Genomic DNA, 13,945 nt, shown 5'->3' on the forward strand with positions numbered 1-13,945 from the left:
GAAGTCCATCGACATCAAGACAGCGCAACGGCTTGCATCATGGCGCGCACCTGCTCCACGGCACCACGGCCGGCATGGCCCACGGGAACCAGACGGTGGGCAGCCACCTGGGGCAATATGGCCTGTACATCGTCGGGCGCCACATAGTCGCGGCCTTCCATCAGTGCGATGGTCTTGGCCGCACGCAGCAGCGCGATGCCTGCGCGTGGCGACAGGCCCTGGGCAAACCACTGGCCGTTGCGTGTAGCGGCAATCAGATCCTGTACATAGTCGAGCAGGGCGTCGCTGGCATGCACGGCCAGTGCAGCGGCCTGCAACTGCTGCAGCTCCTGCTGGGAGATGACGGGCAGCAGTGCATCGGCAGCGGCGCGGCGGCCATTGCCCGCGAGCAGCTTGCGCTCGGCATCGCGCGAGGGATAGCCCAGGCTGATGCGCATGAGAAATCGGTCAAGCTGGCTTTCGGGCAACGCAAAGGTGCCCAACTGCTCCAGAGGGTTCTGGGTGGCAATCACAAAGAAAGGGGCAGGCAGGCTGTGGGTCTTGCCTTCGGTCGTGACCTGGTGCTCCTCCATGGCTTCGAGCAGCGCACTCTGGGTCTTGGGGCTGGCGCGGTTGATTTCGTCGGCCAGCAATACTTGGGCAAACACCGGCCCGGGGTGGAACACAAAAGCCTCTTGTCCGCGATCGTAGATGGAGACCCCCGTGAGGTCGCTGGGCATGAGGTCGGCAGTGAACTGCACACGCGAGAACTGCAGGCCGAAACTGCGTGCCAGTGCATGGGCCAGGGTGGTCTTGCCTACACCGGGAACGTCTTCAATCAGCAAGTGACCGCCTGCCAGCAAGCAGGCCACACCGTCTCTGACCTGATCCGGCTTGCCCTCCATCACCGTGTTAAGCTGACTCAAAAGCGCATTAATTGTGTTCTGTGCATGCATGGCAGAAACCATATCCTAAATAAGCGATAGCGGAGACATGACTGTGGGCAAGACAGGTTATTTCAGCCACCGGGATTGCTGGTTGCACGAGATGGGGCCGGGCCACCCTGAATGCCCGGCACGGCTGGACGCGATAGAAGACAGACTGCTGGTCAGCGGCGTGGGCGATGCGCTGGAGCGCTGCAATGTGCCGCTGGCATCATTGGCCGAGATCGAGCTGGCGCACGATCCCATGCATATTGCCGCCCTGCAGGGACTGACCGACAGGCTGGAGCAGGAGCTGGCCGCAGGCGGGCCTGAGCACAGGCAGCTGGACACCGATACCTCCATCAACCGCCACACCTTCAAGGCCGCACTGCGCGCTGCGGGGGCCACACTGGCGGCTACCGATGCGGTGCTGGCCGGCGAGCTGGAAAACGCCTTTTGCAGCGTGCGTCCGCCCGGGCACCATGCCACGCGCAACCAGGCCATGGGCTTTTGCTTTTTCAACAATGTGGCCGTGGGCGTCAAGTATGCGCTGGAGCGTCACCATCTCAAGCGCGTGGCAGTGATCGACTTTGATGTACATCACGGCAATGGCACGGAAGACATCCTGGCCGGTGATCCGCGCGTGTTGATGTGCGGTATCTTCCAGCACCCGTTCTATCCGTTCAGCGGTGACAAGGATCCGGCACCGAACATGCTGAACGTGCCTGTGGCCGCGTACACCAAAGGCATGGACATTCGCGAGATCATCGAGATGATGTGGATTCCACGCCTTGAAGCATTCAAGCCCGAGATGATCTTCATCAGCGCCGGCTTTGATGCACATCGCGAAGACGATATGGGTCAGCTTGGCATGACGGAAAACGACTTTGCCTGGATCACCTCACGCATCAAGGACATCGCACGGCGCTTTTCCAAGGGCCGCATTGTTTCCAGCCTCGAAGGCGGTTATGTGATGGATCCGCTGGCGCGCAGCGTGGAGGCACATCTGCGCGTATTGGCCGATATCTAGTCCGAAAGCAGGGAGACAGGGATGAGCGATTCCTTAGTGCAGCTGAGCCAGGACGAGCGCGGGGTGGCACGCATCACGCTGAGCGACGCGCAGCGTTTCAACGCCTTGAGCAGCGAAATGCTCACGGCCTTGCAGTCGGCGCTGGATGCCGTGGCCAGGGACGAGCAGGTGCGTGTGGTGGTGCTGGAGGCCGAGGGCCGGGCTTTTTGCGCAGGGCATAACCTCAAGGATATGGCCAAGCACACGGAGCTGGCTTACTACCAGCAACTGTTTGCCCAATGCAGCCGCATGATGCTGTCGCTTCAAAAGCTGCCAGTGCCCGTCATTGCAAGAGTGCAGGGTATTGCAACGGCTGCAGGCTGCCAACTGGTGGCGCAATGCGATCTGGCCGTGGCCAGCAGCGAGGCCCGCTTCGCCACCAGCGGTATTCAGTATGGCTTGTTCTGCTCCACGCCCAGTGTGCCCCTGGTGCGCAACATGCCCATCAAACAGTCCATGGAGATGCTGCTGACGGGCGAGTTCATCGATGCGCAGACGGCGCTGCACTATGGCCTGCTCAATCGTGTGGTCGAGCCAGAGCGACTCGATGCCGCCGTGGAGGAACTGGTGGCGGCTATTGTGAGCAAGCCTCGCACGGCCATCAGAATGGGCAAGGAGCTGGTCTATCGCCAGCGGGAGATGGGACTGGAGTCGGCATATCAGCTGGCGGGCCAGACCATGGCCATCAATATGCTGGATGCCGATGCACAGGAGGGTGCTCAGGCTTTTCTTGAGAAGCGCAAGCCTGGCTGGTCTTGATGCCTCGGCCATCGTCCGCCGGGCAGGCCGATCTGCGCGGATGGTGCAGCCTGCATCGTGGTTTTGTGCTTCAAGCCCGTCCATTTGAACGACGAGGCTGCTTTCAGGCAGTGTTACCGTGAGACTTGTCTGAATGCAGGCATGGCGTTGATGAGCTCACTTCCTAGGTATTACCCTGATTGGGCTCATTTCATACCTGTGATTTCGCATGGCTTGTGCATAAAATAGAACGGTCGTTCTTTTTATGCCAGTCCGCTTGCGAAGGCTGCTGCAGAGTTCTTCGGACAGATTGTCTGGAAAATTGTGCAGAGAGTGTTGCAGTGCCGCATAAAATGAATCCAGTTTACGTAAACGTCAATGCAGTAATCATTAAGGAGCCGCAGCAATGAAGGTATTGGTCCCTGTCAAGCGCGTGGTGGACTACAACGTCAAGGTCCGCGTGAAGTCGGACGGCACGGGTGTGGACATCGCCAACGTCAAGATGAGCATGAACCCCTTTGACGAAATCGCCGTCGAAGAAGCCGTGCGCCTGAAGGAAAAAGGCGTGGTGACTGAAGTCATCGCCGTCTCCTGCGGCGTGGCCCAGTGCCAGGAAACCCTGCGCACGGCCATGGCCATCGGTGCCGATCGCGGCATCCTGGTCGAGACCGATGTCGAGCTGCAGCCCCTGGCCGTGGCCAAGCTGCTCAAGGCCCTGGTGGACAAGGAGCAACCGGGTCTGGTCATCTGCGGCAAGCAGGCCATCGACGACGATGCCAACCAGACCGGCCAGATGCTGGCGGCCCTGGCCGACCTGCCCCAGGCCACTTTCGCCTCCAAGGTCGAAGTCGCTGGCGACAAGGTGAATGTGACCCGTGAAGTCGACGGCGGCCTGGAAACCGTGGCCCTGTCCACGCCCGCCGTCATCACCACCGACCTGCGCCTGAACGAGCCCCGCTACGTCACCTTGCCCAACATCATGAAGGCCAAGAAAAAGCAGCTGGACACCTTCAAGCCCGAAGACCTGGGTGTGGACGTGACGCCTCGCCTGAAGACCGTGAAGGTCTCCGAGCCTGCCAAGCGCGGCGCCGGCGTCAAGGTGGCTGATGTGGCCGCCCTGGTCGACAAGCTCAAGAACGAAGCGAAAGTCATCTAAGGCCCCCTGAGCCGCTTCGCGTCATCCCCCGCAGGGGGACACCCCTCGGTGCGGGGCGGCCCTTCCTCGGTGTCCCGCGCTTGAGCCGCGCCAGATTGGCCGACTGCGGGTGATGCAGGCACCATGAAAAATTCTAGAGAAAGACGACTGAAATGACCTCTCTCGTTATTGCAGAACACGACAACGCGTCGATCAAGACCGCGACCCTGAACACCGTGACGGCTGCCAAGGCCTGCGGCGGTGATGTGCATGTGCTGGTCGTTGGCGAAGGTGCAGCCGCTGCAGCAGCCGCTGCCGCCCAGATCGCCGGAGTCTCCAAGGTCATCCATGCCGACGGCGCCAGCCTCAAGGACGGCCTGGCCGAGAACGTCGCCGCCCAGGTGCTGAGCATTGCGGGCAACTACAGCCACATCCTGTTCCCCTCGACCGCCTCGGGCAAGAACGTGGCACCCCGCGTGGCCGCCAAGCTGGACGTGGCCCAGATCAGCGACATCACCAAGGTCGACTCGGCCGACACCTTCGAGCGTCCCATCTACGCGGGCAACGCCATTGCTACCGTGCAGTCCGCCGATGCCGTCAAGGTCATCACCGTGCGTACCACGGGCTTTGACGCAGCAGCTGCCACTGGCGGCTCGGCGGCGGTGGAAACGGCGGCAGCCGTGGCCGACAACGGCAAGAGCGCCTTTGTGGGCCGTGAAGTGACCAAGAGCGAGCGTCCCGAGCTGACGGCCGCCAAGATCATCGTTTCCGGCGGTCGCGCGCTGGGCTCGGCCGAGAAGTTCCAGGAAGTCATGTCGCCGCTGGCCGACAAGCTGGGAGCCGCCATCGGCGCGTCGCGCGCTGCGGTGGACGCGGGCTATGCGCCCAACGACCTGCAGGTGGGCCAGACGGGCAAGATCGTGGCGCCCCAGCTGTACATTGCCTGCGGCATCTCGGGTGCGATCCAGCATCTGGCGGGCATGAAGGACTCGAAGGTGATCGTGGCGATCAACAAGGACCCGGAGGCACCGATCTTCTCGGTGGCCGATTACGGTCTGGAAGCCGATCTGTTCACGGCCGTCCCCGAACTGGTCAACGCGCTGTAATTTGGCGCACATCAAAAGAGGGGCTTCAAGCCCCTCTTTTTCCGTGGGCGCCTGGCTCGTACAGGGCAGGTCATCAACAATAATTCGGCAGTTGCATGGGCGCTTCATACCCACTGCATTGATGGAGAGGGAGACTCTGAATGAATCGCAAGCATTGGGTGTTGGCGCGAGCCGGTTTGGTCGCCATGTGTGCAGGTGCTGCTTTGGTGGCGCAGGCCTGGACGGTAGGGCAGGTAGCTCCGATGTCCGGGGCCGAAGCCAGTCAGGGGCGGGCCTATGCGCAGGGCATGCGTCTGTACTTTGACCAGATCAACAAGGCAGGTGGTGTGCAGGGCCAGCCTGTGGAGCTGGCCGTGCTCGATGATGTGGGCCATCCCGAGGAGACCGTGACCAAGACGCGCAAGCTGCTGAGCGAATCCAAGCCCGTGGTACTGGCAGGCTATTTCGGCAATCGCAATCTCTCGGCCTTGCTGCAGAGCAAGGCTCTGGATGGCTCGCAGATTCCGCTGGTGGGCTATCAGAGCACGGACACCCGTGTGCTGGCATCACCCCAGATGTTCTCCACGCGTGCAGGGCTTGCCGAGCAGGTCGCAAAGATTTCCACCCACCTGGCCACCGTAGGCATCACGCGGCTGGCGTTGGTGTTCGAGGAGCGTCCCGATGCGCAGGAGCTGACAGCTTTGGTGACCAAGGCCGTGAACCCCAGCGGGGCCAAGCTGGTGACATCGGCCATGCTCAAGAGCCGAGGCGGAACGGACAAGGCTGTGCAGGAGCTGCAGGCCGCGAAGACTTCGCCTCAGGCCATTCTGTTGGTGGCTTCCAGTCCTGCCACGGCGGCATTTGTCGAGGCATATCGCATGGAGGGCGGTACCGCTCAGGTCTATGCCACGGCCGAGGCCGATATCGAGCAGTTGGCTAAGCGTCTTCCTGTGGAGTACATGAGCGGTCTGTCGATTGCCCAGGTGGTGCCCAGTCCCTACAAGGTATCGGGCAAGCTCAACAAGGAGTTTCGCGACGCGACGATTGCTGCAGGCAAGTCCCTGGACGTTCCGGTGAGTTTCGCCATGATGGAAGGCTATGTGAATGCCAAGGTCATCGTGGAGGCCATGCGTCGCAGCCAGCCGGTGACGCCGGAAAAAATGAGTGCTGCCTTGCGCGGACTGGAGTCTTATGACCTGGGCGGCTACTGGGTGAACTTCAAGCCCGGGCAAGTGGGCTCCAAATATGTGGACCTGTCCATCGTCAATGCCGCCGGGCGTGTGACGCAGTAAGAAACCAAGGCCTGACGCCGCACCGCGTTCAGGCCTTTTTTGCGGCCGCTCCCATCACGATGCTCCTGCGTGCACAGAGAAGGCAAAAACTGTTGCCCTGGGGACAGGGAGTGGAGCCATGGCAGGCGAAACTGGCCAAGGCCAGTCGGACGGCTTCACCGTCGGCACAGGGGTGCAAACAGTGAGCCGCCCTTCGAACTGCTTCTGAAATAAGAGCTGCCTGCGTATTTGGAACAAACGCTACAGCCCTTTTTATTGATAAAACGAAGAAGGAGACAACACATGTCCAAGCTGCCACCCGCCCTCAAAAAGCTGGCTTTGCCTGTCATCGGCTCGCCGCTTTTCATCATCAGCAATCCCAAGCTTGTCATCGAGCAGTGCAAGGCCGGTATCGTCGGCTCCATGCCTTCTCTCAATGCCCGTCCGGCCGAGCAGCTGGAGGACTGGCTGGCAGAGATCACCGAGACTCTGGCGGCCTGGGACAAAGCCCATCCCGATCGTCCTTCGGCACCATTCGCCATCAATCAGATCGTGCACAAGAGCAATGACCGTCTTGAGCACGACATGCAGGTCTGCGCCAAGTACAAGGTGCCCATCATCATCACCAGCCTGGGCGCGCGTGAAGATGTGAATCAGGCCGTGCATAGCTGGGGCGGTGTGGTGCTGCACGACATCATCAACAACAAGTTTGCGCGCAAGGCCATTGAGAAAGGTGCCGATGGCCTGATCGCCGTGGCAGCCGGTGCTGGCGGCCATGCGGGTGTGAAGAGTCCATTTGCCCTGGTGCAGGAAATTCGCCAATGGTTTGACGGCCCTCTGGCGCTGTCCGGCTCGATTGCCACGGGTGGCTCGATTCTGGCGGCCCAGGCTATGGGTGCGGACTTTGCCTATATCGGATCGGCCTTCATTGCCACGGACGAGGCGCGCGCCGTCGAAGCCTACAAGCAGGCGATCGTCGAGGGCAACTCCGACGACGTGGTCTACAGCAATCTGTTCACAGGCGTGCATGGCAACTATCTGGCGCCTTCGATTCGTGCGGCCGGTCTGGATCCGGAAAACCTGCCTGAATCCGACCCCAGCAAGATGAACTTTGGCGGCGGTGCGCAAAAGGCCTGGAAGGATATCTGGGGCTGCGGCCAGGGTATCGGTGTCATTGACAAGGTGCAGTCCACGGCGGAGCTGGTGGCTCGCCTCAAGCGTGAGTACGCCGACGCCAAGGCAAGCCTGCTGGTTGCCTGAGGCAGTTCACTATCTTTTGTGCCAACGGCGTCTTCGGACGCCGTTTTTTATGGGCGGCTTGCTCGCTTGATGTTGCTCAAGAACGACTTTATCAAGGGTTAACCCTTGTTAAATCACATCGGAGTTGATGCGCATCAATGTAGGCATGGTCCTGCAATTGGCTTTTGCATATCAAGTCATGATGATTGTCAAAAGAAGAGTAGTATTCCGTTAATTTCAGTAAATACTGAAAATTGAGAAATGCAGCACACCCCTTCTTCCTCCTCCGACAATCGGACCGATACAGCACATGCCCAGTTGGCGAGCGTCATCCGTCGCCCCAGCGCGGGTGCTGTGTGGCAGGTGTTCGCCGGGCTGATATGGCTGCCGCAGGCAGCCTTGCTGGCCTGGGCTGTGCAACTCATGGCCAATGGTCAGGGCATGGCGGCCGTCTGGCCCATGGCGGCGGGCGTGTTGTTGCTGGGCTTGCTGCGAGCTTGGGCAGAAGGTCATGGCGGCATGCTGGCCAACCGTGCAGCGCGCGCTCAGCTCAGCAGCTTGCGCGCTCGGGTGGCGCAGTCGCTGGCTCAGACATCGCCGCTGGACAAAAGCCGACCCGCCTCGGGCCAGGCCGCCAGCGCCATGGCAGAGCAGGCCGAGGCCATTGTTCCGTGGCTGGCGCGTTACCAGAGCGCGATGTGGCGTGTGCGTCTGCTGCCATTGGTGATTCTGGCTGCCGTGGCCTTGCAGTCATGGGTAGCGGCTCTGATTCTGATGGTGGCCGCGCCGCTGATTCCGCTCTTCATGGCGATCGTGGGCTGGCGTGCCAAGGCGGCCAGCGAAGAGCAGATGCTGCAACTGGGCCATATGAATGCTTTCTTGCTGGATCGCCTGCGCGGCCTGAGCACGCTGCGTGCTCTGCATGCCGTGGAGCTGACGGGCCAGCGGCTGCGTGACCATGCCGAAGACCTGCGCACCCGCACCATGCGCGTGCTGCGCATTGCCTTTCTGTCTTCTGCGGTGCTGGAGCTTTTCTCGGCGCTGGGCGTGGCCATGGTGGCCGTCTACATAGGCTTTCACCTGCTGGGCACGCTGAATTTCGGCGCCTGGGGCGGCAAGCTCGGTCTGGGTCAGGCCATGTTCGTGTTGCTGCTGGCACCGGCATTCTTCGAGCCGCTGCGCGATCTCTCGGCCGTCTGGCATGACAGGGCCGCCGGCGAGGCAGCACTGCAGACCTTGCAGAGCATGCAGACTCAGTCCGTGCAGATTGTCGGTGCACAGCATCTCGTCGATCCGGTGCTTCCGGTAAAGGCAGCCTTATCGCCCGTCCGGCCGGTGTCCGTCTGCATTACCGATCTTGAGGTTCAGGCGCCGGGCAGCGACTCCCGGCTCGCCCCCCTGTCTTTGCAGATAGAGGCTGGAGAGCATGTGGCGCTGTGGAGTCCCAGCGGCAGCGGCAAGTCCGTGTTGCTGGCGCAGATTGCCGGCCTTTTGCCGGTGCAGCAAGGCCGTATCGAGGTCGATCGGCGAGTGCTCGATGCCCACAGTGCAACGCAGCTGCGCCAGCGCATGGCCTGGCTGGGTCAGCTGCCCCATGTCTTTGCTGGCTCGGCCGCGCGCAATATCGCGCTGGGGCGCAGCTCTGTAGGACCCGAGCAGGTTGCCCAAGCCACGCAGCAGGCGGCACTCGATGAGACCCTGGCGCATCGCCCAGGCGCAAGCCTGGGTGAGGGCGGTGCAGGTCTTTCCGGTGGCGAGGTGGTGAGGCTGGCTCTGGCGCGCATGGCCGCGCAGACGCAGGCCGGACTGCTGCTGGTCGATGAACCTACTGCTCATCTCGATCCCGAGACAGCCGCCCAGATCACGCAGTCTCTGCGCCATCTGGCCAGGGGGCGCACCATGTTGGTCGCCACCCACGATGCGCAGCTAGCCGCGGCCATGGATCGCGTGATCGAGCTGCCGCTGCTGCGACGAGTGCAGGAGCAGAGCGCATGAAGCAGCAAGCCATTTCAATGCGCGAGATGCTGGCCACGCTGGGCCAGATGGCGCAGCGCAAGCTCTGGCTGGGTGGAGCCGCCCTGGCAGCGCTCACTGTGCTGATGGGCATGGCTTTGCTAGGCTTGTCGGGCTGGTTCATCACGGCCACGGCCCTGGCCGGGCTGGTGCCAGCCACAGCCCTGGTGTTCGATGTGTTCATGCCGTCGGCCGGCATTCGCCTGCTCGCCGTGGGCCGCACCGGTGCCCGCTATGCCGAGCGCCTGGTAACCCACGATGCCACGCTGGCCGTGCTGGCCTCTTTGCGCCAGAGACTGTTTCTGAGCTGGGCTCGCCCGCAGGGCGCCCGCCTGCTGCTGCAGCGCCCGGCAAGGCTGTTGCAGCGTCTGACCGCCGATGTAGATGCCTTGGACAATCTTTATCTGCGCCTGCTGGTGCCTGCCGTAGCGGCGCTGGGCGCGGCCTTGCTGGCGGCTCTGGCCTACGGATTCATGCGCTGGTGGCTGGGTCTGTTGACCCTGGCGTGGCTGCTGCTGACTGGCTGGGGCATTGCCCTGTGGCATGGTTTGCGCAGCCGCAAAGCCGCCGTACGCCGTGCCATGGCGCTGGAAGCCATGCGCGCCCAGACCGTGGATCTGGTTGCCGGTCAGACCGAGCTGCTGATGGCAGGCCAGTTGCCTGCCCAGGTGCAGCAAGTGCTGCACAGCGATGCGCGCTGCGCCCAGGCCGATGAGCGGCTTTATCAATCCGAAGCTGCTGCCGCCCAGGCTTATGGTGCGGTGTCTGCGATTACCTTGAGCGCATCCGTGCTGCTGATGGCCTGGTTGATGGAGCAGGGGCGCATCAACGCGCCGGTTGCTGCGCTGGGTATTTTGCTGGCACTGTCGGCAATGGAGCCGTTTGCAGCTCTGCGCAGAGGGGCAGAGCAGGCCGGGCGTACCTGGCTGGCGCTGCGCAGGCTGGCTCCGCCGCTGGCGGCCAAGGTCGAAGCGGCAGAGAACCCGCAGCAGCCCATGCAGAAGCTGGCCGTCAGCCTGCAGGCTGTCCGGCTTCGTCAATTGGGGCCGATAGACCTGAATGTGCGCCAGGGCGAGCGCGTGGCGCTGATCGGCAGCAGCGGTGCAGGCAAGACCAGCTTGCTGCATTTGATGGCGGGTGAGCTGCAGCCGGACGAAGGCGTGGTTCAGGCCTGCAGCTGCAGCTGGATGACACAGCGAACCGAGCTTTTTCAGGACAGCCTGCGCAACAACCTGAGGCTTGCAGATGCCGATGCCGACGACGAGCAACTGTGGGGTGTCCTGCAGGCTGCTGGTCTTAGAAGCGACGTCATGGCCCTGCCACAGGGGCTGGACACCATGCTGGGTGAAGGTGGCATGGGTCTGTCCGGAGGCCAGTCGCGCCGGCTGGCACTGGCCAGACTGCTGCTGAGCCCAGACCGCTGTTGGCTGCTCGATGAGGTGACCGAAGGACTGGATGCCGTCACTGCTGCCGATGTGCTGAAGCGGTTGTTGCAGGCGGCTGAGTGTGGCGCGCGAACGCTTATTTTTGCCACGCATTGGCAGCGTGAGGCGAGCCTCGCCGACCGCATTGTGTATCTGCAGGCAGGACGGGTGAGGGTGCAAGCCCTGCGTGGCACCCCAGAGTTTGAGCAGCTGATGGCAAGGCTGCGACCCGATGCGCTGGGTGCTGTTGCACCGCAGTACATATGTTATTCCGATTGATTTTTGAAGTACCGAGAGAAAGGACCTGACCATGGACCTCGATATCGTCGATTTATCGCGACTGCAGTTTGCGATAACGGCGCTCTACCACTTTCTGTTTGTGCCGCTGACACTGGGGCTGTCCATACTCGTCGCCATCATGGAGACGGTGTATGTGATGACCGGACGTGCCATCTGGCGCGACATGACCAAGTTCTGGGGCGTGCTGTTCGGCATCAACTTCGCCATGGGTGTGGCAACCGGCGTGGTGATGGAGTTCCAGTTCGGCATGAACTGGAGCTACTACAGCCACTATGTGGGCGACATCTTTGGTGCGCCGCTGGCGATCGAGGGTTTGATGGCCTTCTTCATGGAGGCGACCTTTGTCGGCCTGTTCTTCTTTGGCTGGGATCGCCTCTCCAAGGTCAAGCACCTGATCGTCACCTGCCTGATGGCCGTAGGCACCAACTTCTCGGCGCTGTGGATTCTGGTCGCCAACGGCTGGATGCAGAACCCTGTGGGGGCGACTTTCAACCCCCAGACCATGCGCATGGAAGTGAATGACTTCTTTGCCGTGCTCACCAATCCCGTGGCGCAGGCCAAGTTCGTGCACACGGTGTCGGCGGGCTACGTCATGGCCTCGCTGTTCGTGCTGGGCATTTCGGCCTGGTATCTGCTCAAGGGGCGTCACATCCATCTGGCCAAGCGCTCGATGACGGTGGCCGCATCCTTTGGTCTGGCTGCTTCGCTGTCGGTGGTGGTGCTGGGTGACGAATCCGGCTATCTGTCATCCGAACACCAGAAGATGAAGCTGGCGTCGATCGAAGCCATGTGGGAGACCGAGCCCGCACCTGCCTCTTTCACGGCCTTTGGCTTCCCCGACCGCGAGGCTCGCGAGACCCACTTTGCCGTCCACATCCCGTGGGTCATGGGCCTGATCGGTACGCGTTCGCTGGACACCCAAATTCCCGGCATCAACGAATTGGTCAAGAGCGCCGAAGGCAATATCCGCAACGGTATCGACGCCTACGACGCGTTGCAGACCATTCGCAAGGCCAGGACCGATGCCGAGATTCCCGCCGAGGCACGCCTGCGGTTTGAGAACAATGGTGCCAATCTGGGCTACGCCCTGCTGCTGATGCGCTATGTGGATGATCCCCGCACGGCGACCGAAGCGCAGATCCACCAGGCGGCAATGGATACCGTGCCACCGGTGGGGCCGCTGTTCTGGACATTCCGCATCATGGTGGCCCTGGGCATGTTCTTCATCGTGCTGACCGGCACCTTCTTCTGGCTGGCTGCCCGCCACAGGCTTGATGCCTACCCCTGGCTGCTCAAGGTTGCCGTGTTCTCGATTCCGCTGCCCTGGATTGCCGCCGAATGCGGCTGGGTGGTGGCCGAGCTGGGTCGCCAGCCCTGGATCATCGAAGGCGTGCTGCCCACGGCCATGGCGGTTTCCAATCTGGGTGCGAAGACGCTGTTGCTGACCATTGCCGGTTTCGTGCTGATCTACACCGTGCTGCTGGTTATCGAGCTCAAGCTGATGGTCAAGGCCATCAAGAAGGGCCCCGAGCATGAGAGCGAACCCCACCTCAGCCTCTACGAACCCATGATCAAGAAGCTGGCACGCGGCCAAAGCTGAGAGGAGCAATCAAATGATCTTGCATGAACTGATTTCATATGACGTGCTGCGCCTCATCTGGTGGCTGCTGCTCGGCGTGCTGCTGGTGGGCTTTGCCGTCACCGACGGCTTCGATCTTGGCGCCATGGGCCTGCTGCGGGCCACGGCCAAGACCGATGTCGAGCGCCGCACGGCCATCAACTCCGTCGGCCCCGTGTGGGAAGGCAATCAGGTGTGGCTGATTCTGGGTGGCGGTGCCATCTTTGCAGCCTGGCCTCAGCTTTACGCCGTGTCCTTTTCGGGCTTTTACCTGGCCATGTTTGCTGTGCTGGTGCCGCTGATCCTGCGTCCCGTGGCGTTCAAGTTCCGCAGCAAACATGAAGATGCGGCCTGGCGCAACCGCTGGGACTGGGTGCTGTGCATCACGGGCCTGGTGCCTGCACTGCTGTTCGGCGTGGCCGTGGGCAACGTGATTCTCGGCGTGCCATTTCGTCTGGGTGACGATATGCGCATTTACTACGATGGCAGCTTCTTTGGTCTGCTCACGCCTTTCGCACTGCTGTGCGGTCTGGTCTCGCTGTCCATGCTGCTCATGCATGGTGCGGCCTGGCTGATGTTCAAGACCGAAGGTGAAGTCGCCAGCCGCGCTGCCAGGTACGGCACATGGTTTGCCGTGTTGACCACCGTGTTGTTTGCGGCTGCCGGCCTGTGGCTGGCTACGGGCATCAACGGCTATGTGATTACCAGCGAGATCAACCCCGTCGGTCCCTCCAACCCCTTGAACAAGACCGCAGCCGTGGCGGCCGGTGCATGGATGGCCAACTTCAAGTCCTATCCCTTGCTCTGGCTGGTGCCCGGTATCGGTCTGCTCATGCCGCTGATCGTGGCCATCGGCTTGCGCAGCCGTCGCGAGTGGCTGGCGCTGATGGCAAGCGGCCTGGCGATTGCCGCAATCATCCTGACTGTGGGCGCAGCCATGTTCCCCATGATCCTGCCCTCCAGCATTGATCCGCGCTTCAGTCTGACGGTCTGGGACTCGTCCTCCAGCCATGTCGTGCTGTTCATCATGCTGGTTTGCGTGCTGATCTTCCTGCCGTTGATCCTGGCCTATACCAGCTGGGTGTACTCGGTGCTGCGAGGCAAGGTGGACGTGAAAGCCATCGTGACCGGCCAGGGTCACTCGTATTGAG

General features: G+C 61.9%; 11 protein-coding genes. 10 read left to right on the forward strand and 1 reads right to left on the reverse strand.

The genetic code is table 11. The annotated features are described in order from the left end of the window. Window positions 1-14 precede the first annotated feature (14 nt). Entirely contained in the window at window positions 15-935 is a 921-nt protein-coding gene (locus tag QYQ99_RS20205) for an AAA family ATPase (protein WP_302089734.1), read from the reverse strand. 37 nt (window positions 936-972) lie between these two features. Between QYQ99_RS20205 and QYQ99_RS20210 the strand changes: the two genes are divergently transcribed. The 10 genes from QYQ99_RS20210 to cydB all read left to right on the forward strand — a co-directional run bounded on the left by QYQ99_RS20210 (window position 973) and on the right by cydB (window position 13,944). Then, window positions 973-1,932, forward strand: a complete 960-nt coding sequence (locus QYQ99_RS20210) for a histone deacetylase family protein (RefSeq protein ID WP_302089735.1) — start codon at window positions 973-975, stop codon at window positions 1,930-1,932. A gap of 21 nt (window positions 1,933-1,953) precedes the next feature. Continuing rightward, entirely contained in the window at window positions 1,954-2,730 is a 777-nt protein-coding gene (locus QYQ99_RS20215; protein ID WP_302089736.1) for an enoyl-CoA hydratase, read from the forward strand. A gap of 385 nt (window positions 2,731-3,115) precedes the next feature. After that, window positions 3,116-3,865, forward strand: coding sequence for an electron transfer flavoprotein subunit beta/FixA family protein (locus tag QYQ99_RS20220; RefSeq protein WP_012839288.1), 750 nt, complete (start codon window positions 3,116-3,118; stop codon window positions 3,863-3,865). A 152-nt stretch (window positions 3,866-4,017) separates the two neighbouring features. Continuing rightward, on the forward strand, window positions 4,018-4,950 hold the full coding sequence (locus QYQ99_RS20225; RefSeq protein WP_302089737.1) for an electron transfer flavoprotein subunit alpha/FixB family protein: 933 nt from the start codon (window positions 4,018-4,020) through the stop codon (window positions 4,948-4,950). Between the two features lie 140 nt (window positions 4,951-5,090). After that, entirely contained in the window at window positions 5,091-6,221 is a 1,131-nt protein-coding gene (locus tag QYQ99_RS20230; RefSeq protein ID WP_302089738.1) for an ABC transporter substrate-binding protein, read from the forward strand. A 282-nt stretch (window positions 6,222-6,503) separates the two neighbouring features. Next, window positions 6,504-7,460 (forward strand): NAD(P)H-dependent flavin oxidoreductase, encoded by a 957-nt coding sequence (locus QYQ99_RS20235; protein WP_302089739.1) that lies wholly within the window; start codon window positions 6,504-6,506, stop codon window positions 7,458-7,460. Window positions 7,461-7,700: 240 nt separating this feature from the next. Further along, window positions 7,701-9,434 (forward strand): thiol reductant ABC exporter subunit CydD, encoded by a 1,734-nt coding sequence (gene cydD / locus QYQ99_RS20240; protein ID WP_302089740.1) that lies wholly within the window; start codon window positions 7,701-7,703, stop codon window positions 9,432-9,434. Next, entirely contained in the window at window positions 9,431-11,155 is a 1,725-nt protein-coding gene (locus tag QYQ99_RS20245; RefSeq protein WP_302089741.1) for an amino acid ABC transporter ATP-binding/permease protein, read from the forward strand. The genes cydD and QYQ99_RS20245 overlap by 4 nt, the downstream gene beginning before the upstream one ends. Before the next feature lie 31 nt (window positions 11,156-11,186). After that, on the forward strand, window positions 11,187-12,776 hold the full coding sequence (locus tag QYQ99_RS20250) for a cytochrome ubiquinol oxidase subunit I (RefSeq protein WP_302089742.1): 1,590 nt from the start codon (window positions 11,187-11,189) through the stop codon (window positions 12,774-12,776). 13 nt (window positions 12,777-12,789) lie between these two features. Further along, window positions 12,790-13,944: a cytochrome d ubiquinol oxidase subunit II gene (cydB, locus tag QYQ99_RS20255; RefSeq protein ID WP_302089743.1), complete on the forward strand. Its 1,155-nt coding sequence runs from the start codon at window positions 12,790-12,792 to the stop codon at window positions 13,942-13,944. The last annotated feature ends 1 nt before the right edge of the window (window position 13,945 follow it).

The sequence above is a fragment of the Comamonas testosteroni genome (assembly GCF_030505195.1).
Classification (GTDB): Bacteria; Pseudomonadota; Gammaproteobacteria; order Burkholderiales; family Burkholderiaceae_C; genus Comamonas; species Comamonas testosteroni_G.